Source organism: Curtobacterium guangdongense, from assembly GCF_049341845.1.
Classification (GTDB): Bacteria; Actinomycetota; Actinomycetes; order Actinomycetales; family Microbacteriaceae; genus Curtobacterium; species Curtobacterium guangdongense.
Genome location: NZ_JBMPIT010000007.1, coordinates 98421 through 123902, shown reverse-complemented (window position 1 = coordinate 123902; position 25482 = coordinate 98421). Strand labels below are relative to the sequence as shown.

The following is a 25482-nucleotide window of genomic DNA, read 5'->3' as shown; positions in this document are numbered from 1 at the left end:
GGCGCGCCGCGAGGGAACCCCGCCGAGGACGACCCGAAAGCGTCAGAGGATCTTCAGCATGCGGGTGTTGCCGAGGGTGTTCGGCTTAACCCGGGCGAGGTCGAGGAACTCTGCCACGCCCTCGTCGGACGACCGGACGAGCTCGGCGTAGACGTCCGGGGACACGACGCTCTCGCCGATCTCGAGGTACCCGTGCTTCGTGAAGAAGTCGACCTCGAACGTCAGGCAGAAGATCCGCGCGACACCGAGCTCACGGGCGTCGTGCTCGAGGGCTTCGAGCATCCGGTGCCCGACGCGCTTGTGGATCCAGTCCGCGTCGAGGGCGAGCGTGCGGACCTCGGCGATGTCGTCCCAGAACACGGCGAGGGCACCGCACCCGATAGGCACACCGTCGGGACCCTCGGCGATCCGGAACTGCTGGATCGAGCCGTAGAGCGCGACGTTCTCCTTGCCGAGCAGGATGCGCCGGTCGACGTAGGGGGCGATGAGGCGCTGGATGTGCGGGACGTCCGACGCCAGCGCCGGTCGCACGAGGATGCCGTGGTCGTCCCGTTCGTGGAACGCGTGCTTCCCGTGCTCAGTCATCTCCCCAACCATAGTGCTCACGGGGTACGGCTCCCTGGGCTGCGCACATGCGCCGCCGCCTACCGTCCAGGACATGCCTCAGATCATCGAGACCATCGACGTCAACGTCCCCGTCAGCGCTGCCTACGGGCAGTGGACCCGCTTCGAGGAGTTCCCCGCGTTCCTCAGCGAGGTGGAGAAGATCGTCCAGGTCGACGACACCACGACCGACTGGACCGTGAAGGTCGCGGGCCAGGAGCGCGAGTTCCGCGCGAAGATCACCGAGCAGCACCCCGACGAGCGGGTTGCCTGGACGGTCAAGGACGGCGAGACCGACCACGCCGGTGTCGTCACGTTCCACAAGCTGTCCGACAACGAGACGCGCGTGACCGCGCAGATCGACTGGCAGCCCTCCGGCTTCCTCGAGAAGCTCGGTTCCGCGGTCGGCATCGGTGGCCACGCCATCAAGAAGGACCTGCAGAACTACAAGGAGCACGTCGAGTCGGCTCCCACGGACGCCGGCTGGCGCGGTGACGTCCAGGCCTGAGACCCGGCCGAAGACAGACGGGAGGCCCGGTGCCAGCTGGCACCGGGCCTCCCGTCTGTCTGTGGCTGGGTCCTAGGACTCGATCTCGCCCTGCGGAGCGGCTTCCGTTCCGGACTCCACGGCGGCTGCGCCGGCGAGGACCTCTTCGCGGCCCGGCTGACGCCCGGTCTCGAACTCGAACTTGCCGTCGATGAAGTCGACCTTGACGTGGTCGCCAGCGGTGAGCTCACCCTGCAGGATGTGCTCGGACAGCTGGTCCTCGACCTCGTGCTGCATGGCACGACGGAGCGGGCGGGCACCGAGGGCGGGGTCGAACCCGACCTTGATGAGCTGCTCCTTCGCCGGCAGCGTGAGCTCGACGGTCATGTCGCGGTCGAGCATGCGGTCGGACAGACGCTTCACGAACAGGTCCACGATCTGCAGCAGCTCGGACTGCGAGAGCTGCGGGAACACGATCGTGTCGTCGACGCGGTTGAGGAACTCGGGCTTGAAGTGCTTCTTGAGCTCCTCGTTCACCTTCGAGCGCATGCGGTCGTAGCCGACGCCCGAGTCACCCTCGACCTGGAAGCCCACCGGGCCACCGGCGATGCCCTGCGAACCGAGGTTCGTGGTCATGATGATGACGGTGTTCTTGAAGTCGACCACGCGGCCCTGACCATCGGTCAGACGGCCCTCTTCGAGGACCTGCAGCAGCGAGTTGAAGATGTCCGGGTGGGCCTTCTCGATCTCGTCGAAGAGGACCACGGAGAACGGCTTGCGACGCACCTTCTCGGTGAGCTGGCCGCCCTCTTCGAACCCGACGAACCCGGGAGGGGCACCGAACAGGCGCGAGACGGTGTGCTTCTCGCCGAACTCCGACATGTCGAGGGAGATCAGTGCACCCTCGTCGTCGAACAGGAACTCCGCGAGCGCCTTGGCGAGCTCGGTCTTCCCGACGCCCGTGGGGCCGGCGAAGATGAACGAGCCCGAGGGGCGGTTCGGGTCCTTGAGGCCGGCGCGGGTGCGGCGGATGGTCTTCGAGAGCGCCGAGATGGCTTCTTCCTGACCGATGACCCGCTGGTGCAGGGCCTTCTCCATGAAGACGAGGCGCGAGGTCTCCTCTTCGGTGAGCTTGAACACCGGGATGCCCGTGGCCTGCGCCAGGACCTCGGCGATGATGCCCTCGTCGACGGTGCCGGACGCCGCGACGTCACCGGCACGCCACTGCTTCTCGAGGCGGAGACGCTCGCCGAGGAGCTTCTTCTCCTCGTCGCGCAGGCTCGCGGCCTTCTCGAAGTCCTGCTCCTCGATGGCGGCTTCCTTCGACCCGCGGACCGTCGAGATCTTCTCGTCGAACTCGCGGAGCTCCGGCGGCGCCGACAGGATCGAGAGACGCAGGCGAGCGCCGGCCTCGTCGATCAGGTCGATTGCCTTGTCGGGCAGGAAGCGGTCCTGCACGTAGCGGTCCGCGAGGTTCGCCGCGGCGACGATGGCGCCGTCGGTGATGGACACCTTGTGGAACGCCTCGTACTTGTCGCGGAGGCCCTTGAGGATGTTGATCGCGTGCGGCAGCGACGGCTCGTTGACCTGCACCGGCTGGAAGCGACGCTCGAGTGCTGCGTCCTTCTCGAAGTGCTTGCGGTACTCGTCGAGGGTCGTGGCACCGATGGTCTGGAGCTCACCACGGGCGAGGAGCGGCTTGAGGATCGACGCGGCGTCGATCGCGCCCTCGGCTGCACCGGCTCCCACGAGCGTGTGGATCTCGTCGATGAAGACGATGATGTCGCCGCGGGTGCGGATCTCCTTCGTGACCTTCTTCAGGCGCTCCTCGAAGTCACCGCGGTAGCGGGACCCGGCGATGAGCGACCCGAGGTCGAGCGAGTAGAGCTGCTTGTCCTTGAGCGTCTCGGGCACGTCGCCCTTGACGATCGCCTGGGCGAGACCCTCGACGACGGCGGTCTTGCCGACGCCGGGCTCACCGATCAGGACGGGGTTGTTCTTGGAGCGGCGGGAGAGGATCTGCATGACCCGCTCCATCTCCTTCTCGCGGCCGATGACCGGGTCGAGCTTGCCGTCGCGCGCGGCCTGGGTGAGGTTCCGACCGAACTGGTCGAGGACCTGCGAACCCTGCTGGGCGTTCTGTTGCTGCTCGCCGCCGACGGCGACCGCTTCCTTGCCCTGGTAGCCGGACAGGAGCTGGATGACCTGCTGGCGGACGCGGTTCAGGTCGGCGCCGAGCTTGACGAGCACCTGGGCTGCGACACCCTCGCCCTCGCGGATGAGGCCGAGGAGGATGTGCTCGGTGCCGATGTAGTTGTGACCGAGCTGCAGCGCCTCGCGCAGGGACAGCTCGAGCACCTTCTTGGCGCGCGGCGTGAACGGGATGTGCCCGGTCGGCTGCTGCTGGCCCTGCCCGATGATGTCCTGGACCTGCTCGCGGACGGCATCGAGCGAGATGCCGAGCGACTCCAGCGCCTTGGCGGCGACGCCCTCGCCCTCGTGGATGAGGCCGAGGAGGATGTGCTCGGTGCCGATGTAGTTGTGGTTGAGCATCTTCGCTTCTTCTTGAGCGAGGACGACAACACGACGGGCTCGGTCGGTGAATCTCTCGAACATGTGCTCTCCCTTGCCGGGCTCGTGGAAGACCGGTGACGTACATCGAGACTAACCAGCGCATCCCCGGTGGTCTGCCCCTGTTCGCCGTGGGCGTGACCTCGCTCCGCTACGCGCGGCGAGCAGCGCGGCGGAGGGCACGCCGGAAGCGACGGGGGTCGACGCCGACTTGATCGAGGACGTCGTGTGCAGCACCCATGAACGGGTCGTCCATCCCGTCGAGCACGGCGAGCATCACGTGGTGCGGACGGACGCGCTCGTGCGGGCCGGCGATCTGCGACGCGTGCGCCAGGAGCCGCGCTCCGGCGGGGGTGCACGTGATGCGGTCGGCCTCGGTCGGGTACGGCTCGGTACCGGCACCGACGAACACACGGATGGCGTCGCGGAGGACATCGGCCGTGACGCCGTGGCGCCGCAGGACGTCGCTGAACCGCGGCATCCCCGAGCAGAGCACGACCGAGGCGACGGAGAGCGCGGCGGTCTGCATGTATGCAGAATATCTTATTGCGAGTGTTTTGAGAAGCCCTCGAACCAGGTCCGCCCGGTACCATCCGGCACATGGAGCAGCCCGTCGTCGGCCTCGTCGTCCACCCGACCAAGAACGTGCAGGAGTCCGTCACGACCCTGCAGCGCTGGAACTCCTCCGGCGCCGGCCGCCTCGTCGCGCGGCGCATCGACGCAGCCCGCATCGGCGGCACGATCGACGTGGTGGAGGACGACGACTTCACCGCCACGGTCGACCTCGTCGTCGCGCTCGGCGGGGACGGCACGATGCTCGGTGCGATGCGGCTCGTCGCGAAACGCCCGGTGCCGGTGCTCGGGGTGAACTACGGCAACGTCGGGTTCCTCGTGGAGATCGAGCCCCCGGAGCTCGAAGCGGCACTCGAACGACTGTCGAGCGGCGACTACCAGCTGGAGCCGCACCACGCCCTCGAGGCCCGACTGTCGTGGAGCGGCGCGCGGACCGAGTACCTCGCGTTCAACGACCTCACCATCGTGCGGCGTCCGGGAGCAGGGCAGGTGTCCGCGGACCTCAGCGTCGGCGGGCTCGGATACGGGTACTACCGGGCGGACGCCATCGTCGCAGCGACCCCGGCCGGGTCCACCGCGTACAACTACGCCGCCGGTGGCCCCGTCCTCTCCCCCGCACTCTCCGGCTCCGTCGTGACCCCGGTCGCTCCGATGGCGGGCATCGACCGCGCGGTGGTCCTCGCCGCGCGGGAGCGCTACCGGTTCGAGATCGCCGAGGGCACCAGGAGCGCGGCGCTCGAGGTCGACGGACTCGTCGTCGGGGAGGTCGCCACCGGGGCGCAGATCGACATGCGGCTCCGGAAGGACGCCGGTAGCGTCGTCCGCCTCGACGCCGAGCGACACGGGCGCACCGGGCGACTGAAGCTCAGCCTGCTCGACCTGCCCGTCCGCCCCGACCAACTCGTCGAGCTCATCCCGAGCGACCTCCGGCAGAAGCTCCGTCGCGAGGCCGAGGACTGAGCCCGCCCGCCGACATGAGTGTGGCCCGTCCGAGCAGTGCTCGAACGGGCCGTCCCATCACCCCACCGGATCGCCTTCCCACGGAACGACCCGGTTTCCCCGTACCGACGCCGTTGCGGGCGTCGGCCGAAGTACTGCTGACCTACTCGGTCAGGTAGAGCTGCATGTCCTGCGAGACCGCCTTGGCGAACAGGCGCAGCTTGGCTCGCGACTCCACACGGCTGACCGCCTGGCGCGTCGTGTGCACGATCTTCGAAATCTCGTCGAGCGTCATCGGCTTGTCGTCGTCGAGGCCGTAGCGCATGCGGATCACGTTCGCCTCGTCGCTCGGGAGCTCCGCGACGATCGAGCGGATGTCGCGGTGCAGGAGCGTCGTCTCGGTGAGCTCGTTCGGGGACGCAGCGTCCTCGTCCTCGATGAAGTCGCCCAGTTCGCTGTCGTCGGAGTCGCCGACGACGGTGTGGATCGAGACCGGCTCGTGCGAGCGGCCCTTGAGGTCCACGAGTTCCTCGACGGACATGCTGAGCTCGGCTGCGACCTCTTCCGGCATCGGCGCGCGGCCGAGGTCGACGGTGAGGTCACGCTCGGTGCGCGAGATCTTGTTGATCAGCTCGACGGTGTGCACCGGGATGCGGATCGTGCGGGCCTTGTCGGCGAGACCACGCGAGATGGCCTGGCGGATCCACCAGGTGGCGTAGGTCGAGAACTTGTAGCCCTGCGTGAAGTCGAACTTCTCGACCGCGCGGACCAGGCCGAGGTTGCCTTCCTGGATCACGTCCATGAAGGGCAGGCCACGCTGCGAGTAGCGCTTCGCGATGCTCACGACGAGTCGGAGGTTCGAGGTGATCATGCGCTCCTTGGCGCGCTCACCGTCCCGGACCAGCCACTTGAGCTCACGCTGCAGGGACTTCGCGAGGCCCTGCTCCGTGGCGAGCTTCTCGCCGGCGAACAGACCCACCTCGATCCGGCGGGCGATCTGTGCTTCTTCCTCGGCGGTGAGGAGCGCGAGCCGTCCGATGTGGCGGAGGTAGTCGCCGACCTGGTCGACCGATGCGCCGCGGACGCCGGCGAGCTGCTCGTCCGCCTCGACCTCTGCCGCGGCGGTGTCGAGCGTGGTGCTCTCGACCTTGGCCGACTCGGTCTTCGCGGTTGCCTTCTTCGTCCGGCGCGAGGTGGTGCTCGGTGCTGCCGTTGCGATCGTCATCTGACTCTCCCTGCATTCGACGGTGATGGCCTTCGTGGGGTGTGACCGAGTAAAGCGGTCCGGAGGTGTACCCCACAAACCAAACGGAATGATTCCCAGGGTTCTCCGTGCTTCGCCATCGGAACCGCACCCCACGGGGTACAGCGCACGACCAGTCTCGTCCCCCGACCGCTCCGAGGGCAAGGGGTCCACCGCGTCGTTCCGGCGTTGCATGGGTGTTTCTGGCGCATTGCAGAGGATGCACCCCGCCGGCGCGACTTCGCCGGGCATGCGAAAGGGGTACGTCGTCGCGGATCGATGCGATCCGGACTCCGTACCCCGAAAGACGAACGGATGGGGGTCACCAGGAGGGTTCGAGCCAGCCCTCCCGGCGCTTGGAGACCTCGATCTCCGCGTCGCGGTCGTACTCGTCGTACTCGCTCTCGATGTCGCCGACCAGGCTACGAGTGCGGAACAGCTGCGTGATGGACATGCGGACGATGTTCACAGCACGCGGCAACGCCCACGTGAACGAACGGTGACGCTGGGCGTCGACGGGGTGAAGGGCAGGCGACGGTCCCTGCTCAGACGTCGATGTCGTCGTCGTCCTCGTCGTCCCACGCGGAGTCGTCACGCGTCGGGTCGGCGATTGCGGGGTGGCCGAACGCGTCCTCCGGGTCGAGCTCCGCGGGGTCGTCGCCGGGCAGGGACGAACTCATGGCGGGCACGATGGCACCGCCGGGTGAACCGGGGGTGAACGCTGCTGCTACTCCGCGGACGCCGGTGCGGACGCGGGGACGCCGTGCTCGCGCTCGAAACGGGCGCGCTCTTCGGCCTCGACCTTTGCGTAGGCGGCGCGCTCGGTACGGTCGGCCCGCATGATGGCGCGCATGACGAACCAGAACACGAGGCCGACGACGACGGTCGGCGTCAGGGCGAAGATGATCCCGGTCACGACTCCATGCGGCACCCGAGCATCCTAACCCGCCCGCTCGTGAGGGACCGACGGGCTACTTGACGAGCGGGAACAGGATCGTCTCGCGGATGCCGAGGCCCGTGATCGCCATGAGGAGGCGGTCGACGCCCATGCCCATGCCGCCCGACGGGGGCATCGCGTGCTCGAGCGCCCGCAGGAACTCCTCGTCGACGCGCATCGCCTCGGGGTCGCCACCCGCCGCGAGCTTCGCCTGCTCGACGAACCGCTCGCGCTGCACGACCGGGTCCACCAGCTCCGAGTACGCCGTCGCGAGCTCGAACCCGCGCACGTACAGGTCCCACTTCTCGACGATGCCGGGGCGGGTGCGGTGCTCACGGGTCAGCGGCGAGGTGTCGACCGGGAAGTTCATGACGAACGTCGGGCGGTCGAGCGAGTCGATCACGAAGTGCTCCCAGAGCTCCTCGACGTACTTGCCGTGGGTGGCGTGCGCGACCTCCACGCCCTCCGCCGCGGCGAGCTCCTGCAGCTCGGCGAGCGGCGTCGACGGCGTGATCTCACGCCCGGCCGCCGACGAGAGCGAGCCGTACATGTCGATGCGCGGCCACTCGCCGCCGAGGTCGTACGCCGAACCGTCGGGCAGTGTGACCTCGAGGGAGCCCCCGGTGACGGCGCGCGTCGCGTTCTGCACGAGCTCCTGCGTCAGGTCGGCCATCTGCTCGTAGTTGCCGTACGCCTGGTACGCCTCGACCATCGCGAACTCGGGCGAGTGCGACGAGTCGGCGCCCTCGTTCCGGAAGTTGCGGTTGATCTCGAAGACCCGGTCGATGCCACCGACGACGGCGCGCTTCAGGAAGAGCTCCGGTGCGATGCGCAGGAACAGCTCGGTGTCGAACGCGTTCGAGTGCGTGACGAACGGACGGGCCGACGCACCGCCGTGCTGGGTCTGCAGCATCGGCGTCTCGACCTCGAGGTACTCGTGGCCGGTGAAGGTCTGGCGGAGCGACGCCATCACGGCGGCCCGGGCACGGACGGTCTCGCGGGCCTGGTCGCGGACGATGAGGTCGAGGTACCGCTGACGGACCCGGGTCTCCTCGTTCAGCTCGTTGTGCAGGTTCGGGAGCGGCAGGATCGCCTTGGCCGCGATCGCCCACTCGTCGACCATGATCGACAGCTCGCCACGACGGGACGAGATGACCCGACCGTGCACGAACACGTGGTCGCCGAGGTCGACGAACTCCTTCCAGCGCGCCAGCGACTCGTCGCCCACCTCGGCGAGTGACACCATGGCCTGGATCCGGGCGCCGTCGCCGGACTGCAGCGTCGCGAAGCAGAGCTTGCCGGTGTTGCGGGAGAACACGATGCGGCCGGCGACACCGACGACGTCATCCGTCTCGGCCCCGGTCTCCAGCTCGCCGTACTGCGCACGCACCGCGGGGATCGTCGTCGTGATCGGGAGTTCGGCCGGGTACGCCTCGATCCCGGACTCCAGCAGACGTGCCCGCTTGTCCAGCCGGATCTGTCGCTGCTCGCTCGTCTCCTGCTCGGCGAGCGCGACGGCGTCGGTGACGGCGTCGGCGTCGGCCGGTGCAGCAGCGGTCTCGGGGGTGACGGTCTCGTCGGTCATGCGGTGCGGCTCCGGAGGTCGTGGGGGTGCAGGGGAATGCTACCCGCGGGGTGCGGCATCCCCGGAATCGACGGGCCCCGGGCTGGCCCCGCGCGCACCGGCGGCGAATGCACCGACGGGCGGCCGCCCCTGCGCGCGCAGCACGAGCATCGTCACCGACGACCCGACGTAGGCGGCAGCCACGAGCAGCATCACCACGGTGCCGAGGACGTCGAACGCCCCGACCGTGGACGCCCGCGCGAACAGCGCGTCCGCGACGAAGTACGCCGCCAGCAGGAACCCGGCGAACGGCCGACCGGTCATGCGCCACCACGCACGAGGCGGTTCGACGGGCTCGCCCTCGTTCCGGAACAACCGGACGCCGACGACGACGATCGCCACGAGTCCGACGGCCGACAGGAACGGCACGGCACCGTCCGGCAGCCCGATCGCCCAGAGCAGCAGCGCGAGGAGCACCTCGACGACGACGGCGCCGACGAGGTACCCGACCTTGGCCTGAGCGGTGGTGATGCGGATGGTCGCCATGGTCACAGTCTGGACTGCCCGTCGGCCGCGGCGAGCGCGTTGTCCACGGCGGACCGGACGAGCGCCCCGAGCACGCGCCCGGGGTGGTCGACGCCGATGCCCGAGAGCGTGCCGGCCGACTGGTCGACGATCGCGGTCGAGAAGCTCACGGCGGCGCGCACGGCATCGGCGTACGCGGGCCGGTCCTGCTCGGTCACGACGAACGGCTCGGCGCCCATCTCGACGACGAGCGCCTGGGCGATGGGGAGCACCGGCGCGGGTGCGGTGACGGCGCAGTACGCGTCGCGGAGTCGCGCGAGGTCCACGCTCGTGCCGGTGAACGCCATGGCCGGGTGGATCGCGAGCGGGATCGCCCCGGCGGCGAGGGCCGGCCCGAGGATCCCGACGCCGTGGTCGGGGCTGGTGTGCACGACGAGCTGCCCCGCCTGCCAGATGCCCGCGTCCGCGAGGCCCTGCACGAGTCCGGCGAGCTGGTCGTCCGGCACCGCGAGGATCACGAGTTCACTGCGCTCGACGAGGTCGGGCGTCTCGAGCAGCGGCACACCGGGGAGCATCGCCTCCGCGCGGTCCACGCTCTCCGCGGACACCGCGGTGATGCCGACGATCGCGTGCTCCGCGTTCGCCAGGGCGGCACCGAGCACCGGTCCGACACGGCCGGAGCCGACGACGCCGACTCCGAGCCGTCCCGCCCTCATCGTTCGGCTCCTGCCGGTGGGACGTCGCCCCAACCCACGGGAGGCTCGTGGGGCCATGGTGCCGCCGCCTGCGGTTCCGCAGGGGGCGGGGCGGACGCGTGGCGAGCCTCCAGGCCGGATGCACCGGACGTGCCGGATCCGCCGGACCGCCAGCGGTGCGACGTGTCGGTGACCGCCGCCTCGACGGCCAGCCGCGCGGTCTCGGCCCAGAGCGCCTGCGCGTCCTTCGCATCGATCGCTCCGACCGTCGCGTTCACCGGACCGGACACGGTCTGCACGTGTACCGACGCGAGCCGCAGCACTCGCTCGAGCGGCCCCTGTGACACCTTCACGCTCTGCACCCGCGGCAGCGGGACGACGACGAGCGACCGCCACACCGCACCGAGGCGGAGCAGCACGGCGCCCTGTACGAACCGGTACCCGTTGCGGCGGGCCGAGAACGGGCGGAGCCACCGGCCGCGACGGGGCGAGTGCGTGAACCCGCCCTGGTCGCCGGTCGTGGTGAGGCTGTCGTCGACGACGCTGACGGCTTCGGCTGACCCCTCGCGGAGCCGGTCCATCGAGGCGGCCGGCCCGACGACCGCGGAGCCGACGAGTGTCGGCAGGATGATCTCGAGCACCTGCCGGACGTCGGCGGCGTCGCCGACGGGCAGCACGATCGAGGACACCTGCTGGTTGTTCGATGCACCGTTGCCGGCGTTCGTCGCCCGGTTGATGCGGACGTCCCACCAGCCGAACGGCCGCCAGAGGAGCGGCTGCGCGACGCTCACGGCGTGGATGCGACCGGGAGGCAGGGTCTCGTTCGTCGTGGACACGAGGCCGAACCCGATCCGGATGCCGTCCCGGGTGTCGGCGATCGTGTACTGCAGCGAGCGCGAGAACTTCCGGATGTAGTACCCGCCGGCGCCGATCACCGCGGGGAACAGCGACACGAGCAGGAAGTACCGGCCGGTGACGGCGATGCTGACGATGATCGCGACGATGACGAGCACGAGGAACACCGTCGTGCCGGAGAGCACCATCGACGCGATGAGCCGCCCCGGCTTGACCTTGACGATGCGCGTGGCGTGCACGGCGGACGGGTCGAGCTCGGGCGACAGGAACTCGTTCACGCGGTCCTGCACGACGCCGTTGCTGTGGCGCTCGCCCGACTCCGCCTCGTCTTCCTGCGCGCCGGAGGCGAGCACGAGGATGCGCTGCCGGAGGTCGTCCGCGGCCTTCGCCCCGAGGTAGGCGAGCTGCACGTTGGCGTCGTTGCCGGCCTGCGCGATCTCGAGTTTCGCGGTCCCGAAGATCCGTGGGACCAGCGGCCGCGTGATGTTGATGCCCTGGATCCGGTCGAGCCGGGCCTTGCGGTGGTTCCGGAACAGCACGCCGGAGCGCACCTCGACGATCTCGCCGGTGACGCGGAACTCGTGCATCCGCCAGGACAGGTAGAACAGGCCGATCAGCACGACCAGGAAGCCCGCGATGCCGAGGAGCACCCACCCGACGGCGCCGTGTTCGTAGACGTAGCGGACCGGATCGCCCTCTTCCTGCGGCCCGTCGGCACCCGGGATGAACATGTTGACGAGGGTGTCGCGGAGGTTGTTCACCACGATGCCGAGCACCACGATGAGGAAGATCCCACCGCGGAGCAGCGGGGTCAGTGGGTGCAGACGGTGCCACTCGCCGTCGGTCAGCGGAGCGGCCGCAGCGGCGTTCCCGCTGCGCGGTGGTGCCGGCGGGGGCGGTCCTGGTCGGAACGTCACGGGTCCCCCTACAGCCCGGCGCGACGGGTCTCGGCGAGCTCCACGAGCCGGTCGCGGAGCTCGTCGGCGTCCTCGGCGGGGATCCCCGGCACGCGGACGTTGGTCGACGCGGCAGCCGTCACGAACTTCAGCTCGCTCATGCCGAGCGCACGGTCGAGCGGGCCGCGGGCGACGTCGACGAGTTGGAGTCGGCCGTACGGCACCGCAGTGAAGCGCTGCCACATCAGCCCGCGGCGCAGGACGAAGTCGTCCTCGCGCAGGGCGTAGCCGATCGCTCGGACCCGACGAGGGGTCAGCGCCGCGGTGACCAGGGTGACGACCGCGACCACGATGCCGATCAGGATCCACACGACGCCGGCGGTGCGTTCGAAACCGCCGCTGACGACGCCGATGATCACACATCCGGCGGTCACGACGACTCCGGCGAGCACCGTCTGCACGAGTTCCGTCCAGAGGAGCTTCGGGGACACCCTGGTCCAGGTGATGCCGGTCAGGCCGAGTCCCGGCTCGTCGAGTCGTTCGCGCGGCATCTGGGCCCCTCCTGGTGTCTCAGTTCGCCGTGGTGCCGCCCTGCGGGTCGTCACGATCGTCGTCCGGCGGGACGATGCACATGCGCTCGGCGACGAGCGCGCACACGGTGAGCACGATTCCGCCACCGACCGCCACGGCGTTCGGCAGGGTCGAGCCTAGCGAAGGCGTCACCGAACGGGTCAGGAGGTACGCGATGAGCCCGAGCCCGAACGCGCCGAGCAGCGCCCCGATGATGCTCGAGGCCTTCGCGAGCACCACCACCCTGGTCGCGTAGAGCGGGTCCACGCGGCGCTCCGCACCGCCCTTCACGTGCCGCCGGACGGGGACGGCCATGATCACGAGGGCGATGCCGATGAACGCGAGCGTCAGCCCGAGGGGCGACGACAGGATGAGCGTGGGGGCCTGCCGGGACGCCAGTGCGGCGTCGAGGGCGAAGCCGGCGACGAGCGCCACGACGGCGACGCTGATCAGGGTGGACGCGCGGGTGGGCTTCACTGGGTCCTCCCGCTCGTGGTGGGCGCTGGCCGGGAGGCTCGGGTCGGCTCCGCGAACAGGCGCGGCTCGTCGACGCGGTCGGTGTCGTCGCCGAGTACGGCGAGCAGGTCCGCGACCGGTCCGGCATCCGGCCCGCTGCCGGGCAGCACCGCGTCCGGGTCCGCGTCGAGCCACGGCGCGAGCACGAACGCACGTTCGTGCGCCCGGGGGTGCGGCACCGTGAGGGTCTCGGTGTCGATGTGCTGGTGCACGCCGGCGTCGTCGGTGATCGCGACCACGTCGAGGTCGAGGGTGCGGTCACCCCAGCGGACCTCACGGGTCCGGCCGTGGGTGTCCTCGACGACGTGCAGGGCGTCGAGGAGCTCCTGGGGCGTCAGCGTGGTGTCGACGACCACGACCGCGTTCCGGTACCGGGGCTTCGTCCGGTCGAGTCCGTCGAGCGTCAGGGCGACCGACTCGACCTCGTGGCTAGCGGACACCGGCTCGACACCGGGGATCGCCGCGATCTCGGCGGCAGCGGCGCGCAGCGTGCTCCCCCGGTCGCCGAGGTTCGCGCCGAGGGCGATGACGGCGCGGCTCACGCGACTCGCTCCCGGCGGATCGTGATCGAGACGTCGGTGAACGGCACCGTGATGGGCGCCTGCGGCTTGTGCACGGTGACCTCGGTCGCCAGGGCAGCGCGGTGCGTCAGCACGGCGGCGGCGATCCGCTCCGCCAGGGTCTCGATGAGGTCGACCGGGTCGCGCTCGATCTCGGCGACGACCTGCTCGGCGAGCACGCCGTAGTGCACGGTGCGGTCGAGGTCGTCGGAGCCGGCGGCCGCGCGGGCGTCGACCTCCACGGCGACGTCGACGACGAAGTCCTGCCCGTCGGCGCGTTCGTGGTCGAAGACGCCGTGGTGGCCGCGGGCGCGGACCCCGACGAGGCGGATGGTGTCGTTCACGATCGAGCTGCCCTCCAGGCTTCCCAGACGTCGAGCACCGCGCGGGTCGGTGCGGGGTCGTGCACGCGGACACCCCATGCCCCGCGCTCGGCGGAGAGCAGGCTGATGGCGGCCGTTGCGAGGTCGCGGTCCTTCGGCGGAGCGCCAGCCGGGCTGCCGACGCCGTCCAGGAACCGCTTGCGTGACGCGGCGACGAGCACGGGGAGGCCGATCGACGCGAAGCGCTCGTACCCGGCCAGGATCTCCCAGTTCTGCACGCCCTGCTTCGCGAACCCGAGCCCCGGGTCGATGACGACCTGCTCCTGCCGCACCCCGAGCACGATGAGTTCCGCGACGCGCATCTCGACCTCGCGACGGACCTCGTCGACCGCGTGCTCGTACACGGCGTCGCGGTACATCCGGTCGCTGTGGCCACGCCAGTGCATCACCACGAAGCCCGTCCCGGTGGAGGCGACGACGCGCGCCATGTCCGGGTCGGCCAGGCCGCCGGAGACGTCGTTGACGATCGCGGCTCCGAGCTCCACCGAACGCTCGGCGGTGTCGGCGTTCATGGTGTCCACGCTCACCACGATCCCCTCGGCGACGAGCTGGCGGACGACGGGGAGCACGCGCTCCTGCTCGACGGCCAGGGGGACCCGATCGGCCCCGGGGCGGGTGGACTCCCCGCCGACGTCGATGATGTCGGCACCGGCGGCGACGAGCTCGCGCGCGTGCGCCAGGGCGGCATCGATCCCGAGGTGCAGCCCGCCGTCCGAGAACGAGTCGGGCGTCACGTTGAGGATGCCCATCACCCGGGTGCGCTCGGGCGTCGGGGCACCGCGGTCACGACGACGGCGCACGACGACCTCCGGCACCGGTTCCGGTGCTCGGAGGTCGGTCGCAGCGAGTCGGCGCGAGCGTCGCGTCGGCAGGTCGGACATCCGGCCTACGCGGGGGCGATACCCGGGTTGCCGAACGGACGGTGACGACGGGTCTTCGAGGGCTCGTCGGTCGTCTCGGCAGCGGTGTTCGCCGCCTTGCCGGGGACCTCGATCGCGGGCAGGTCGCTCACCGGGCGCTTGTCGCTCGACAGCCACTGCGGGCGCTCCGGCAGCTTCCGGACGTCCTTGAAGATCTCGACGAGCTCCGGCGCGTCCAGCGTCTCCTTCTCGAGGAGCTCACCGGCCAGGCGGTCGAGGATGTCGCGGTTGTCGTTGAGCACCTGGTAGGCCTCGTCGTGCGCGGACTCGAGCAGGGCACGCGTCTCGGCGTCGACCATCTCGGCGATGTTCTCCGAGTAGTCGCGTCCGGTGCCGCCGCTCATGTCGCGGCCGACGAAGGGCTCGCTCGACCCGGAGCCGAGCTTCACCGAACCGACGGCCTGGCTCATGCCGTACTCGGTCACCATCTTGCGTGCGGTGCCCGTGGCCTTCTCGATGTCGTTCGACGCGCCCGTGGTCGGGTCGTGGAACACGATCTCCTCGGCGACGCGACCACCCATGGCGTAGGTGAGCTGATCGAGGAGCTCGTTGCGGGTGACGGAGTACTTGTCCTCGAGCGGGAGCACCATCGTGTAGCCGAGGGCGCGGCCGCGCGGCAGGATCGTGATCTTCGTCACCGGGTCGGTGTGGCGCATCGCCGCTGCCGCCAGGGCGTGGCCGCCCTCGTGGTACGCGGTGATGAGGCGTTCCTGGTCGCTCATGATCCGGGTCCGGCGCTGCGGGCCGGCCATCACGCGGTCGACGGCCTCGTCGAGGGCACGGTTGTCGATGAGCTGCGCGTTGGAGCGGGCGGTGAGGAGCGCGGCTTCGTTGAGGACGTTCGCCAGGTCGGCACCGGTGAACCCCGGCGTCTTGCGGGCGAGGAGCTCGAGGTCGACGCTCGCGGCGAGCGGCTTGCCCTTCGCGTGCACCTCGAGGATCTGCTTGCGGCCCTGCAGGCTCGGCGCGTCGACACCGATCTGGCGGTCGAAGCGGCCGGGGCGGAGGAGCGCGGGGTCGAGGACGTCCGGACGGTTGGTCGCCGCGATGAGGATGACGTTCGTCTTGCCGTCGAAGCCGTCCATCTCGACGAGGAGCTGGTTCAGCGTCTGCTCGCGCTCGTCGTTGCCGCCGCCGATGCCGGCACCGCGGTGACGACCGACGGCGTCGATCTCGTCGATGAAGACGATGGCCGGGGAGTTCGCCTTCGCCTGCTCGAAGAGGTCACGGACACGGCTCGCGCCGACACCGACGAACATCTCGACGAAGTCCGAACCGGAGATCGAGTAGAACGGCACACCCGCTTCGCCGGCGACGGCTCGTGCGAGCAGCGTCTTGCCGGTTCCGGGAGGGCCGTACAGCAGCACGCCCTTGGGGATCTTCGCGCCGACGGCCTGGAACTTCGCCGGCTCCTTGAGGAACTCCTTGATCTCGTGGAGCTCTTCGATCGCCTCGTCGGAGCCCGCGACGTCGGCGAACGACACCTGCGGGTTCTCCTTGTTGTTCATCTTCGCCCGGGACTTGCCGAACTGCATGACCTTCGAGCCGCCGCCCTGGGCGCTCGAGAGCAGGAACCAGAACAGGGCACCGATGAGCAGGAACGGCAGGAGCGTCAGGATCAGCGTGACGAACCAGTTCGACTGCTGGACGGTGTCGTTGTAGCCCTTGGGGAGGTCGGCCTTCGCGACGGCGTCGACGACCTCGGTGCCACGGGGCTCGGAGTAGTAGAACTGCTCGGTGGTGCCGCCGTCCTTCAGGGTGAGGTCGACGCGCTGCTCGGTCGAGTTCACCACCGCGGACGAGACCTTGCCGTCAGAGAGCTGCTCGAGGCCCTTCTGCGTGTCGATCTGCTGCGTGCCGGACTGGCTGATGAACGCCCATCCGATCCAGATCCCCACGATCGCAATGAGCACGTAGATGTACGGCCCGCGGAGGATGCGCTTGAAGTCCATGTGATCCGGGCAGAGCGCCCGACACCTTTCTCTGCCGAAGTTGCGTGCTGATCAGCATACGGCCGCGATTCTGTGGCGAGAATGGGTGTCCTCTGCGGGCGAACTCCCCGTTCGCCGACGATCCGTCTAGGAGTAGACGTGCGGGGCGAGGACCCCGATGCCGCGCAGGTTGCGGTACCGCTCGTCGTAGTCGAGGCCGAAGCCCACCACGAAGGCGTCGGGGATGTCGAAGCCGACGTACTTCACGTCCACCTCGACCTTCGCCGCCTCCGGCTTGCGGAGCAACGCGACGATCTCGACGCTCGCGGCCCCACGGGACTCGAGGTTCTGCTTGAGCCAGGACAGCGTCAGCCCGGAGTCGATGATGTCCTCGACGATGATGACGTCGCGACCGTGCAGGTCGGTGTCGAGGTCCTTGAGGATCCGCACCACACCGGACGACTTCGTGCCAGAGCCGTAGGACGACACGGCCATCCAGTCCATCTTCGCCTGGAGCGTCAGGTGGCGGGAGAAGTCGGCCATGACCATGACCGCGCCCTTCAACACACCGACGAGCAGTGGGTCCTTGTCTCCGTAGTCGCGGTCGACCGCCGCGGCGAGCTCGGCGATCTTGTCGTCGATCTGCTCGGGGGTGAAGAGCACTTCGGAGAGGTCGTCCTGCACGTCGGAGAGTTCCACCGGGACAGCCTAACTCGCTGCGAAGAGCAGACGATCCCCGCTCCGGGACACCTGCACGCCGGGGAGGTCGATCGGGCCCTGCCCGCTCCACTCGGTGACGAGTCGGCAGACCTCGAGCGTCTGCACCCTGGACAGCGTCACGCCGAACTCGCTCTCCACCGCGAGCCGGACGAGCCGCTGCCGGAGGGCAGGCGGGTTCGCGTGCAGTTGCCGCACGGACAGCGAGATGCCGGCCTCCGAGTGCTCGGCGAGGTCCTCGGCCATCTCCTCGGCGAAGTGGTCGAGCGCCGCGGAGTCCTCCCGCAGCTGGTCGGCCGTGCGGGCCAGTGCCTCGTGCACGTCGGCCCCGAGCTCGCGCTCGAGCACCGGCATCAGGGTGTTCCGGACGCGCACCCTGGTGAACGCCGGGTCCTCGTTCTGCGGGTCGTGCCACGGCGCGAGCCCGGCGGCGGCGCACGCCTGCCTGGTGGTGTGCCGCCGCACCGTCAGCAGCGGCCGGCCGTAGGCCGGGCCCGAGTCGCGGACCGCGAGCGGGCGCATGCCGGACAGGCTGTCCGGTCCGCTGCCGCGCAGGAGGCCGAGCAGCACCGTCTCGGCCTGGTCGTCCAGGGTGTGGCCCAGCAGCACGAGCGGTGCCCCGGTGGCGGACGCGACGTCCGCGATCGACGCGTGCCGGGCCTCCCGTGCGGCGCCCTCCGGACCACCTGCGGTGCCGACCGCGACCCTGCGGACCTCCACCGGGTCCAGACCCAGCTCGGATGCCTGCCTGGAGGCTCGGCTCGCCACCGCCTCGGAGCCCGCCTGGAGCGCGTGGTCGACGATGACCGCACCGGCCCGGAGCCCCTGCTTGGGTGCCTCGAACGCGGTGGCCGCGGCGAGCGCGAGGGAGTCGGGTCCGCCGCTCAGCGCGACGAGGACCAGGTCGCCGTCGCGGACGAGGTCCTGGTCGATCGCCTGCGCGAGGAGGTCGCGGACCGCGCGACGGGTGTCGGCGACTGCGGGATCCAGCCGGGGACGCGGAGAGTTCACCCGGTAACGTTAGCCGCGCTTTCGGAACCTCCGACAGACCCATCGACAAACCAGGAGTGCACACATGGCCGCGTACGACGTCGTCGTCGAGATCCCCAAGGGCAGCCGCAACAAGTACGAGGTGGACCACGAGACCGGTCGCGTGTACCTCGACCGCGTCCTGTTCACGTCGTTCGTCTACCCGACGGACTACGGCTTCTTCGAGAAGACCCTCGCGGACGACGGTGACCCCGTGGACGCGCTGCTGCTGCTCGAGTACCCGACCTTCCCCGGCGTCGGCGTGAAGGTCCGCCCGGTCGGCGTCTTCAAGATGAGCGACGAGGCCGGCAACGACGCGAAGGTCCTCGTGGTCCCCGCGAAGGACCCGCGGTGGGCGCACATCCAGGACATCTCGGACGTCGACGAGCAGACGAAGGCCGAGATCGCGCACTTCTTCGAGCGCTACAAGGACCTCGAGCCGAACAAGTGGGTCAAGGCCGAGGGCTGGGGCGACGCCGCCGAGGCCGAGGCGATCGTGACGGCCGGCCAGGCCGCCTACGTGCCCGGCTCGCACTGACGGTCCGTCCCGACTCGCACTGAGTCCTCTGGACGCAGAACGGCGCCCGCTCTCCTGACGGAGGCGGGCGCCGTTCTCGTTGCTACAGGGAACCGCTCGGACGGGCGACGTACGGCAGCAGCTGGTTCGGGAGCCAGATCGCTCGCTCCACCACGCCGACGTTCGGGTTCGCGGCCTCGACCATCATGCCGCCGCCGGTGTAGATCGAGTCGTGGTACCCGCCGGAGGCGGTGCCGTTCCGCGAGTAGAACAGGATGTCGCCCGGCTGCCGCTGCGAGAGCGGGACGAGTCGGCCGATCGAGCCGAAGTAGTTGTACTGCCAGACGACGTTGTGGCCACCGGTCGCGATGCCCTGCGAGTTGTAGGCCATCATCACGAGGCCGGAGCAGTCCCAGGTGTTCGGGCCGGCGCCGCCCAGGACGTACGGCTTGCCGAGCTGGCCGCGGGCGTAGGCGATCGCGCCGGCGGCCTTCGACGGTGACGGGGCGGGGTTGCTCGGGGCGGGGTTGCTGGGCGCCGGGTTGCTCGGTGCCGGGTTGCTCGGCTTCGACGGCGCCGGGTTGTTCGGCTGGGACGGCGCCGGGTTGTTCGGCTGGGAGGGCGCCGGGTTCGACGAACCGGGGTTGCTCGGGGTGGATGCCCCGGGGCTCGTCGTCCCGGTGTTCGAACCGGTGTTCGGGCTCGTCGCGGGGCTGGTCTGCGCCGCCAGCTGTGCCTCGGCCTGCTTCGCGCGCTGCTCGGTGTAGTACGCGCTCTCGGTCGCGACGGTGGTGCCCTTGAGGAATGCGAGCTGCTCGAGCACCTCGTTCTGCTGGCTCTGCGCCTCGTCGAGCTTCGCGTTCGCGGACGCCGCGGTGTCGTTGGCCGCGTCGAGGGCGGACTTCGTGGCGTCGGTCGCCTTCGCGAGCGCCTTCGTCGCCTGGGACTTCTGCGCGGCGAGGGAGTCGACCGTCCGCTGGTCGGCCTTCGCCTGCGCCAGCACGGTCGCCGAGCGCTCGGACAGGTGCGACATCGTGCCGACTTGGTAGAGCAGGTCCTTCGCGTCCGAGGCATCGACGAGCATGCTCGTGGACAGGTCACCGCCGCCGGTGCGCGAGAGCTCGACCACGAGTGCCGCGACCTGCGACGCGGAGTCGTCCGCCTTCGACTTCGCCCGCTTGGCCTGCGCGCTGAGGTCGTCGAGCGTCGACTGCGCCTCCTGCTGCTCCGACGCCGCGAGTGCGTACGTCTGGCCGGCTTGCTGCACCACGATCCCGGCCTGGTCCGCCGAGTCCTGCAGCGAGGACAGACGCGAGGCGAGCTCGTCGACCGTCTGCTGCGTCTCGGCCTGGTCGGCCTTCGCCGCCTGCACGTCCGCCCACGATGGGGCCTTGGGTGCGGCCTCGGCCGGTCCGGCGATCGTGACCGAGAGCCCGATGCCGAGCAAGGAGACGGTCGCGATCCCGCAGGCGAGGGAACGTGCAGGCTTCTTCATGTGGTGTCAGGGCCTCTCGGGCGCGCACACGGTCATACCGAGATCCCCCGCGCTGCCATGAAGGGGACCGGGTCCACGGCGGCGCCGTTCACCCGGGTCTCGAAGTGGAGGTGGCACCCGGTCGACCAGCCGGTCGAACCGACCTGGGCGATCTGCTGCCCGGCGGAGACGTGCTGGCCGCTCGCGACCATGATCCCGCCGTTGACGATGTGCCCGTAGGCGGTGGAGATGCCGCCGCCGTTGTCGAGCACGACCTCGTTGCCGTAGCCGCCGCCGTTGCCCGCGAAGGTCACGGTGCCGTCGTGGGCCGCGTAGATCGGTGAGTAGCAAGCGGGTGCCAGGTCGACGCCGGCGTGCAGCGCGTGCGCTCCGGTGTACGGGTCGATGCGGTAGCCGTACGGGCTCGTCTGGTACCCCGCACTCGGACGGACCCAGCCGGACGCGTTCGCTGCGCCGCCGCCAGTGCCACCGCTCGCCGCAGGCGCTTGTGCGGCCGCACGTGCCGCAGCCTCGGCGCGCTCCTTCGCGAGCTTCGCCTGGCGGGCCTTCTCGACCTGGACGCCCTTGTTGTACTTCGCCTCGACGTCGGACGCGTTCGAAGTCAGCAGGGTGAGCTGCGCTTCGAGCCGTGCCTGGTTGCTGTTCTGCGCGTCGACGGCCTTCTCGGCGGCGTCCGCTGCGGACTGTGCGGCCTGCATCTTCTGCTGCGCGGCGTCGGCCAGGTCACCGAGCGCCTTCTTCGCGACGTCCGACTTGTCCGCGAGGGCCTGTGCCGTGCCCCGGTCCTGCGTCGCCTGGGAGTAGATGCCGTCGGCCTGCTCGCTGAGCTTCGACATGGCGCCGAGCTCGTAGAGGTAGTCCTTCGAGTCGGTCGGGTGCGTCAGGAGGTCCGTCGTGACGTCGTTCGCGCTGGCCCGGCCGAGCTGTGCCGCGAGCTGACCCGCCTGCTGCTCCGACTGGGCCGCGGTCATCTCGGCCTCGTCCGCCTGGGTCTGCAGCTTCTGCTGCTGGAGCGTGGCCTCGTCGTACTTCGTCTGCGCCGTCTGGTACGCGGTGCCGGCGGCGTCGGCCGACTTCTGCTTCGCCGCGGCGTCGTCCTTGAGGTTCGAGATCAGGCCCTTGATCTCGGTGACCTTCTCCTGCTGCGCGGCCTGCGACGCCTTGGCCGCCTGCACGTCGCTCCAACTCGGATAGCTCGCCGCCGAGGCGCTGTCGACGGGGGTGATCGCGGCGATGGTCCCGGCGGTGAGCACGACGGCGACCGCTGCGGCGACGAGGCGGCGGCGGTAGCTGAGGGACTGCGAAGGTGAGGTCGACATGTATCTCGATTTCGTAACAGCGCGGCAAGGCTCACGCACGTAACACTGTTAACAAACGCAACAGTAACAACAGGTGCCGGCCCGATGCAGCCCCTCGGATGAGGGGCACGGGCCAGCGACGATGGTCGCACTCGACCATCGACGGCACAGGATCGCCAGGAGTCTCTCCCACGATCGGAGCAGTCTGCTCCACGGTGAGTGAAGCTGCGGCATGTGTACGGAGACCCGCGACACGCCGAGCGGACGCGGGTCCGGGGCCCCGATTTGTCATCGGGGCGGGGCATCCGTATGCTTGTCCATCGGTAGCGCGATGCACTGCTTGCGGCCCTATCGTTTAGTGGCCTAGGACACCGCCCTTTCACGGCGGCAGCACGGGTTCGAATCCCGTTGGGGTCACTCTCCGGAGTGAGCAAGTAACGTAGTGCAGAGCAACACCGGAACAGCAAGACACAACACAACATGGCCCTGTAGCGCAGCTGGTTAGCGTGCCGCCCTGTCACGGCGGAGGTCGCGGGTTCAAGTCCCGTCAGGGTCGCCACGGCTGGATAGCTCAGTTGGTAGAGCGTTCGACTGAAAATCGAAAGGTCCACGGATCGATGCCGTGTCCAGCCACGGTGAAAGGCCCCTCACGCGAGTGAGGGGCCTTTCGCCGTTCAGGCCTCTCGGGCCTTTGGCGTTCAGGCCTCTCGGGTCTTCGGCGAGCTGTCGTTCGTCTTCGCCGGGTCCCGCTCGACGACGCCGCCCAAGACCTCGTCGATCCGCGAGAGCAGCTCGGCCGGGATCGTGACACCAGCGGCGCCGGCGTTGTCCTGCACCTGCTCCGGACGCGATGCGCCGATGATCGCCGACGCGACGTTCTCGTTCTGCAGCACCCACGCAACCGCGAGCTGCGCCATGGACAGGTCGAGCTCCTTCGCGATGGGGTCGAGCTCCTGCACGGACGACAGCACGTCGTCGCGCATGAACCGCTTGATCATGTCCGCGCCGCCCTTGTCGTCGGTGGCACGTGAGCCCTCTGGCAGCGGCTGACCCGGCTTGTACTTGCCGGTGAGCACGCCCTGCGCGATCGGCGACCAGACGATCTGCGAGATACCGAGCTCCTTGGAGGTCGGGACGACCTCACTCTCGATGACCCGCCAGAGCGCCGAGTACTGCGGCTGGTTCGAGATGAGCTGGAAGCCGAGCTCCTTGGCCAGCGCTGCACCCGCCCGCAGCTGTTCTGCGGTCCACTCGGAGACACCGACGTAGAGCACCTTGCCCTGCCGGACGACGTCGGCGAACGCCTGCATCGTCTCCTCGAGCGGGGTCTCGTAGTCGAAGCGGTGCGCCTGGTACAGGTCGACGTAGTCCGTCTGCAGGCGACCGAGCGAGCCGTCGATCGACTCGAGGATGTGCTTCCGTGACAGCCCGGTGTCGTTGTGCTGCTTGGGTCCGGTCGGCCCGAAGACCTTCGTGGCGATCTCGAGCGACTGCCGACGCTCGCCCTTGAGTGCCTCGCCGAGGACGGTCTCGGCGCCGGTGTTGGCGTACACGTCGGCGGTGTCGAACGTCGAGATGCCGACGTCGAGCGCTGCCCGGACGCAGGCGATGGCCGCGTCGTTCTCGACCTGGGACGCGTGGGTCAGCCAGTTGCCGTAGGTGATCTCGGAGACCTTGAGGCCCGAGTTGCCGAGGTAGCGGTACTCCATGTGCGTGTCACTCCTGTCGTGGCCGCGTCGATGCGGCTCGGTCGTGACGCTAGTCCCCCGGTCACGTGCGCTCGTGGATGCACTACCTGACGAACTGTACGCTGAAGTACCAGTTGCTCGGAGCAAAAGACGAAACCCCGGCGATGTGGCCTGAGCCAGGGATCGTTCCGGGGTCTTCAGGAAGTACCTTACACCGACGGCGAGGAGCGATGCCAGCAGAGTTCGAACACGTCACTACGCTGCTGACCGCCCAGCGATTGCGTTCCTATCGCCAGTGCACGAAGACGCTTTCGAGTGCGGTGAAGCTCTACGAGTGGAACCTGCGCGCCGCGGCGAGCGTCCTCGTGCTCACCGGATTGGTCGAGGTCGTCACCCGGAACGCCATCGACCGCGAGCTGAGCGCGTGGGCGTCCCGACGGGGTCGATCGAGAGATTGGTTCGACCTCGTCGCGCTCGATCGCCAGGGGACCGCGGACCTCGACAAGGCCCGCTCCCGCGCCACCCGCAACGGCCGACGAGCGGAAGTACACGGCCGTGTGATCGCGGAGCTGACCTTCGGCTTCTGGCGGTACCTCGTCGAGTCTCGCTACCACACGGCGCTCTGGGTTCCGGGGCTGCACCGTGCCTTCCCGCACGGGCCACGAGACCTGCGCGTCCGACGGGCGGAAGTCGCCCGTCGGCTGCAACAACTCCACTTCGTCCGCAACCGCGCCGCCCACCATGAACCGATCCACGCTCGAAACCTCAGCCGAGACCACGAGCTGGCGATCGAGCTCCTGCGGTGGGTCAGCCCGGAAGCCGGCACGTGGGCGCTCCGGGTGTCCGACCTCCCCACGGTCCTCGCTGCCCGACCCCGATGAGGCGCTCCGTGGCCGAAGCTGCGCGGCGCCGCGCACGCGACGTGGTTTCGTGGACCCATGACCAGCAACGGAGCGAGTGTCCTGTTCATCGGCGGAAGTGGCGTCATCAGTGCCGCATGCGTGCACGAGGCGGTGTCGCAGGGCATCGATGTCACGGTGCTGAACCGCGGCACCACCGACGCGCGGCCGCTGCCCGACACCGTCACCCGGCTCCGCGCCGACGTGTCCGACCGGGCGGCGCTGGCGGAGGCCCTCGGCGATCGGCACTTCGACGCCGTCGTCAACTGGATCGCCTTCACGCCGGACCAGGTGCAGGCCGACATCGACTTCTTCGCCGGCCGCACGAACCAGTACGTCTTCATCAGCTCGGCCTCGGCGTACCAGACCCCGGCGACGCACCTGCCGATCACCGAGTCGACGCCGCTGAAGAACCCGTACTGGCAGTACTCCCGCGACAAGATCGCCTGCGAGGAACTGCTCATGACGGCGTACCGCGAGCAGGACTTCCCGGTGACGATCGTCCGGCCGTCGCACACCTACGACGCGACGAAGCTCCCCCTCACCGGCGGATGGACCGCTGTTGCAAGGATGCGCGCCGGCAAGCCGATCATCATCACGGGCGACGGCAGCTCGCTCTGGACGCTGACGCACAGCCGCGACTTCGCCGTCGGGTTCACCGGCCTGCTGGACCGCGACGAGTCGATCGGCGAGGCGTTCACGATCACGAGCGACGAGGCACCGACGTGGAACGCCATCGCACGGACGATCGCCGACGCGGCCGGGGTCGACGACCTGAAGATCGTGCACGTGCCGGCCGACGCCATTGCCGCAGCTGATGCCGAATGGGGTGCAGCACTGCTCGGCGACAAGGCGAACAGCTCGGTGTTCGACAACAGCAAGATCCGCGGGCTCGTGCCCTGGTACCGCCCGCGCACGACGTACCGGCAGGGCGCTCGCGAGGTGCTCGCCTGGTTCGAGGCACACCCGGAAGCCCAGGTCGTCGACGAGCGACTCGACGCGCTGATGGACGAGCTCGCGGAGCGCTGGGCGGTCTGACCGCGGGCCCGCACCGGCCGGGAGGCTCGGTGC

General features: G+C 69.6%; 27 protein-coding genes and 3 tRNA genes. 8 read left to right on the top strand and 22 right to left on the bottom strand.

Annotated features, from left to right (window positions below; translation table 11 throughout):
* Window positions 1-42: 42 nt before the first annotated feature.
* Entirely contained in the window at window positions 43-585 is a 543-nt protein-coding gene (locus ACO0E1_RS12690) for an amino-acid N-acetyltransferase (protein ID WP_281266468.1), read from the bottom strand.
* 73 nt (window positions 586-658) lie between these two features.
* Between ACO0E1_RS12690 and ACO0E1_RS12685 the strand changes: the two genes are divergently transcribed.
* A complete protein-coding gene (locus ACO0E1_RS12685) occupies window positions 659-1111 on the top strand; it encodes an SRPBCC family protein (protein ID WP_422874512.1) in 453 nt (150 codons plus the stop codon).
* 72 nt (window positions 1112-1183) lie between these two features.
* Here the strand turns inward: ACO0E1_RS12685 and ACO0E1_RS12680 are convergent, their stop codons facing one another.
* Together ACO0E1_RS12680 and ACO0E1_RS12675 are read right to left on the bottom strand one after the other, a co-directional pair.
* Window positions 1184-3706 carry an ATP-dependent Clp protease ATP-binding subunit gene (locus ACO0E1_RS12680; RefSeq protein ID WP_402727704.1) on the bottom strand — a complete coding sequence of 841 codons (2523 nt, stop codon included), beginning with the start codon at window positions 3704-3706 and terminating at the stop codon, window positions 1184-1186.
* Between the two features lie 106 nt (window positions 3707-3812).
* Complete coding sequence (locus tag ACO0E1_RS12675; protein WP_422874511.1) at window positions 3813-4190, bottom strand: hypothetical protein; 378 nt, start codon at window positions 4188-4190, stop codon at window positions 3813-3815.
* 71 nt (window positions 4191-4261) lie between these two features.
* On the opposite strand from ACO0E1_RS12675, the gene ACO0E1_RS12670 reads away from it, so the two are divergent.
* Window positions 4262-5194 carry an NAD(+)/NADH kinase gene (locus ACO0E1_RS12670; protein WP_422874510.1) on the top strand — a complete coding sequence of 311 codons (933 nt, stop codon included), beginning with the start codon at window positions 4262-4264 and terminating at the stop codon, window positions 5192-5194.
* 142 nt (window positions 5195-5336) lie between these two features.
* On the opposite strand, the gene ACO0E1_RS12665 is transcribed toward ACO0E1_RS12670, so the two are convergent.
* From ACO0E1_RS12665 to tilS, 16 genes are all read right to left on the bottom strand, one after another.
* Window positions 5337-6398 carry a sigma-70 family RNA polymerase sigma factor gene (locus tag ACO0E1_RS12665; RefSeq protein ID WP_281266463.1) on the bottom strand — a complete coding sequence of 354 codons (1062 nt, stop codon included), beginning with the start codon at window positions 6396-6398 and terminating at the stop codon, window positions 5337-5339.
* 340 nt (window positions 6399-6738) lie between these two features.
* Entirely contained in the window at window positions 6739-6870 is a 132-nt protein-coding gene (locus ACO0E1_RS12660) for a hypothetical protein (RefSeq protein ID WP_422874509.1), read from the bottom strand.
* 91 nt (window positions 6871-6961) lie between these two features.
* On the bottom strand, window positions 6962-7096 hold the full coding sequence (locus ACO0E1_RS12655) for a hypothetical protein (protein WP_422874508.1): 135 nt from the start codon (window positions 7094-7096) through the stop codon (window positions 6962-6964).
* 47 nt (window positions 7097-7143) lie between these two features.
* Window positions 7144-7347 carry a hypothetical protein gene (locus tag ACO0E1_RS12650; protein ID WP_281266461.1) on the bottom strand — a complete coding sequence of 68 codons (204 nt, stop codon included), beginning with the start codon at window positions 7345-7347 and terminating at the stop codon, window positions 7144-7146.
* Between the two features lie 40 nt (window positions 7348-7387).
* Entirely contained in the window at window positions 7388-8938 is a 1551-nt protein-coding gene (gene lysS / locus ACO0E1_RS12645; RefSeq protein ID WP_422874507.1) for a lysine--tRNA ligase, read from the bottom strand.
* Window positions 8939-8977: 39 nt separating this feature from the next.
* Complete coding sequence (locus ACO0E1_RS12640; protein ID WP_422874506.1) at window positions 8978-9463, bottom strand: hypothetical protein; 486 nt, start codon at window positions 9461-9463, stop codon at window positions 8978-8980.
* Window positions 9464-9465: 2 nt separating this feature from the next.
* Window positions 9466-10158, bottom strand: coding sequence for a Rossmann-like and DUF2520 domain-containing protein (locus ACO0E1_RS12635; RefSeq protein WP_422874505.1), 693 nt, complete (start codon window positions 10156-10158; stop codon window positions 9466-9468).
* Window positions 10155-11909: a PH domain-containing protein gene (locus ACO0E1_RS12630; protein ID WP_422874504.1), complete on the bottom strand. Its 1755-nt coding sequence runs from the start codon at window positions 11907-11909 to the stop codon at window positions 10155-10157. Before ACO0E1_RS12630 ends, ACO0E1_RS12635 begins: the two co-directional genes overlap by 4 nt.
* Before the next feature lie 8 nt (window positions 11910-11917).
* Complete coding sequence (locus ACO0E1_RS12625) at window positions 11918-12439, bottom strand: PH domain-containing protein (RefSeq protein WP_281266456.1); 522 nt, start codon at window positions 12437-12439, stop codon at window positions 11918-11920.
* A 19-nt stretch (window positions 12440-12458) separates the two neighbouring features.
* Window positions 12459-12935, bottom strand: a complete 477-nt coding sequence (locus tag ACO0E1_RS12620; RefSeq protein WP_422874503.1) for a DUF3180 domain-containing protein — start codon at window positions 12933-12935, stop codon at window positions 12459-12461.
* Window positions 12932-13516 carry a 2-amino-4-hydroxy-6-hydroxymethyldihydropteridine diphosphokinase gene (gene folK / locus ACO0E1_RS12615; RefSeq protein WP_422874502.1) on the bottom strand — a complete coding sequence of 195 codons (585 nt, stop codon included), beginning with the start codon at window positions 13514-13516 and terminating at the stop codon, window positions 12932-12934. Before folK ends, ACO0E1_RS12620 begins: the two co-directional genes overlap by 4 nt.
* Window positions 13513-13878, bottom strand: a complete 366-nt coding sequence (folB, locus tag ACO0E1_RS12610) for a dihydroneopterin aldolase (protein ID WP_422874501.1) — start codon at window positions 13876-13878, stop codon at window positions 13513-13515. Before folB ends, folK begins: the two co-directional genes overlap by 4 nt.
* Window positions 13875-14798, bottom strand: a complete 924-nt coding sequence (gene folP / locus ACO0E1_RS12605) for a dihydropteroate synthase (RefSeq protein ID WP_422874500.1) — start codon at window positions 14796-14798, stop codon at window positions 13875-13877. The genes folB and folP overlap by 4 nt, the downstream gene beginning before the upstream one ends.
* A 5-nt stretch (window positions 14799-14803) precedes the next feature.
* Complete coding sequence (ftsH, locus tag ACO0E1_RS12600; RefSeq protein WP_422874499.1) at window positions 14804-16789, bottom strand: ATP-dependent zinc metalloprotease FtsH; 1986 nt, start codon at window positions 16787-16789, stop codon at window positions 14804-14806.
* Window positions 16790-16915: 126 nt separating this feature from the next.
* Entirely contained in the window at window positions 16916-17467 is a 552-nt protein-coding gene (hpt, locus tag ACO0E1_RS12595; RefSeq protein WP_402727693.1) for a hypoxanthine phosphoribosyltransferase, read from the bottom strand.
* Between the two features lie 9 nt (window positions 17468-17476).
* Window positions 17477-18496: a tRNA lysidine(34) synthetase TilS gene (gene tilS, locus ACO0E1_RS12590; protein ID WP_422874498.1), complete on the bottom strand. Its 1020-nt coding sequence runs from the start codon at window positions 18494-18496 to the stop codon at window positions 17477-17479.
* A gap of 64 nt (window positions 18497-18560) precedes the next feature.
* Between tilS and ACO0E1_RS12585 the strand changes: the two genes are divergently transcribed.
* Complete coding sequence (locus ACO0E1_RS12585) at window positions 18561-19052, top strand: inorganic diphosphatase (RefSeq protein ID WP_133519645.1); 492 nt, start codon at window positions 18561-18563, stop codon at window positions 19050-19052.
* An 82-nt stretch (window positions 19053-19134) separates the two neighbouring features.
* Here ACO0E1_RS12585 and ACO0E1_RS12580 read toward each other — a convergent pair whose 3' ends face one another.
* A complete protein-coding gene (locus ACO0E1_RS12580) occupies window positions 19135-20526 on the bottom strand; it encodes a C40 family peptidase (RefSeq protein WP_422874497.1) in 1392 nt (463 codons plus the stop codon).
* Between the two features lie 32 nt (window positions 20527-20558).
* The gene (locus ACO0E1_RS12575) at window positions 20559-21845 is read right to left on the bottom strand and encodes a M23 family metallopeptidase (RefSeq protein WP_422874496.1); all 1287 of its coding nucleotides are present in this window, start codon (window positions 21843-21845) and stop codon (window positions 20559-20561) included.
* A gap of 323 nt (window positions 21846-22168) precedes the next feature.
* Here ACO0E1_RS12575 and ACO0E1_RS12570 point away from each other — a divergent pair.
* From ACO0E1_RS12570 to ACO0E1_RS12560, 3 genes are all read left to right on the top strand, one after another.
* Window positions 22169-22241, top strand: a tRNA-Glu gene (locus ACO0E1_RS12570).
* Window positions 22242-22306: 65 nt separating this feature from the next.
* Window positions 22307-22383 (top strand) — tRNA-Asp (locus ACO0E1_RS12565).
* A 1-nt stretch (window position 22384) separates the two neighbouring features.
* Window positions 22385-22457: transfer RNA gene (locus tag ACO0E1_RS12560), tRNA-Phe, on the top strand.
* A gap of 65 nt (window positions 22458-22522) precedes the next feature.
* Here the strand turns inward: ACO0E1_RS12560 and ACO0E1_RS12555 are convergent.
* A complete protein-coding gene (locus ACO0E1_RS12555) occupies window positions 22523-23533 on the bottom strand; it encodes an aldo/keto reductase family protein (protein WP_422874495.1) in 1011 nt (336 codons plus the stop codon).
* 299 nt (window positions 23534-23832) lie between these two features.
* Here ACO0E1_RS12555 and ACO0E1_RS12550 point away from each other — a divergent pair, with 299 nt between their 5' ends.
* On the top strand, window positions 23833-24393 hold the full coding sequence (locus tag ACO0E1_RS12550; RefSeq protein WP_422874494.1) for a hypothetical protein: 561 nt from the start codon (window positions 23833-23835) through the stop codon (window positions 24391-24393).
* A gap of 57 nt (window positions 24394-24450) precedes the next feature.
* The gene (locus tag ACO0E1_RS12545; RefSeq protein ID WP_422874493.1) at window positions 24451-25449 is read left to right on the top strand and encodes an SDR family oxidoreductase; all 999 of its coding nucleotides are present in this window, start codon (window positions 24451-24453) and stop codon (window positions 25447-25449) included.
* The last annotated feature ends 33 nt before the right edge of the window (window positions 25450-25482 follow it).

Bases quoted from the DNA above. Each gene is read 5' to 3' on its own strand.
- ACO0E1_RS12675 (WP_422874511.1), bottom strand. From the start codon at position 4,190: ATGCAGACCGCCGCGCTCTCCGTCGCCTCGGTCGTGCTCTGCTCGGGG.
- ACO0E1_RS12680 (WP_402727704.1), bottom strand. From the start codon at position 3,706: ATGTTCGAGAGATTCACCGACCGAGCCCGTCGTGTTGTCGTCCTCGCT.
- ACO0E1_RS12625 (WP_281266456.1), bottom strand. From the start codon at position 12,439: ATGCCGCGCGAACGACTCGACGAGCCGGGACTCGGCCTGACCGGCATC.
- ACO0E1_RS12575 (WP_422874496.1), bottom strand. From the start codon at position 21,845: ATGTCGACCTCACCTTCGCAGTCCCTCAGCTACCGCCGCCGCCTCGTC.
- ftsH (WP_422874499.1), bottom strand. From the start codon at position 16,789: ATGGACTTCAAGCGCATCCTCCGCGGGCCGTACATCTACGTGCTCATT.
- ACO0E1_RS12580 (WP_422874497.1), bottom strand. From the start codon at position 20,526: ATGAAGAAGCCTGCACGTTCCCTCGCCTGCGGGATCGCGACCGTCTCC.
- ACO0E1_RS12635 (WP_422874505.1), bottom strand. From the start codon at position 10,158: ATGAGGGCGGGACGGCTCGGAGTCGGCGTCGTCGGCTCCGGCCGTGTC.
- lysS (WP_422874507.1), bottom strand. From the start codon at position 8,938: ATGACCGACGAGACCGTCACCCCCGAGACCGCTGCTGCACCGGCCGAC.
- ACO0E1_RS12555 (WP_422874495.1), bottom strand. From the start codon at position 23,533: ATGGAGTACCGCTACCTCGGCAACTCGGGCCTCAAGGTCTCCGAGATC.
- ACO0E1_RS12640 (WP_422874506.1), bottom strand. From the start codon at position 9,463: ATGGCGACCATCCGCATCACCACCGCTCAGGCCAAGGTCGGGTACCTC.
- folP (WP_422874500.1), bottom strand. From the start codon at position 14,798: ATGTCCGACCTGCCGACGCGACGCTCGCGCCGACTCGCTGCGACCGAC.
- ACO0E1_RS12690 (WP_281266468.1), bottom strand. From the start codon at position 585: ATGACTGAGCACGGGAAGCACGCGTTCCACGAACGGGACGACCACGGC.
- ACO0E1_RS12660 (WP_422874509.1), bottom strand. From the start codon at position 6,870: ATGTCCATCACGCAGCTGTTCCGCACTCGTAGCCTGGTCGGCGACATC.
- ACO0E1_RS12585 (WP_133519645.1), top strand. From the start codon at position 18,561: ATGGCCGCGTACGACGTCGTCGTCGAGATCCCCAAGGGCAGCCGCAAC.
- ACO0E1_RS12670 (WP_422874510.1), top strand. From the start codon at position 4,262: ATGGAGCAGCCCGTCGTCGGCCTCGTCGTCCACCCGACCAAGAACGTG.
- ACO0E1_RS12655 (WP_422874508.1), bottom strand. From the start codon at position 7,096: ATGAGTTCGTCCCTGCCCGGCGACGACCCCGCGGAGCTCGACCCGGAG.
- ACO0E1_RS12665 (WP_281266463.1), bottom strand. From the start codon at position 6,398: ATGACGATCGCAACGGCAGCACCGAGCACCACCTCGCGCCGGACGAAG.
- ACO0E1_RS12685 (WP_422874512.1), top strand. From the start codon at position 659: ATGCCTCAGATCATCGAGACCATCGACGTCAACGTCCCCGTCAGCGCT.
- ACO0E1_RS12545 (WP_422874493.1), top strand. From the start codon at position 24,451: ATGACCAGCAACGGAGCGAGTGTCCTGTTCATCGGCGGAAGTGGCGTC.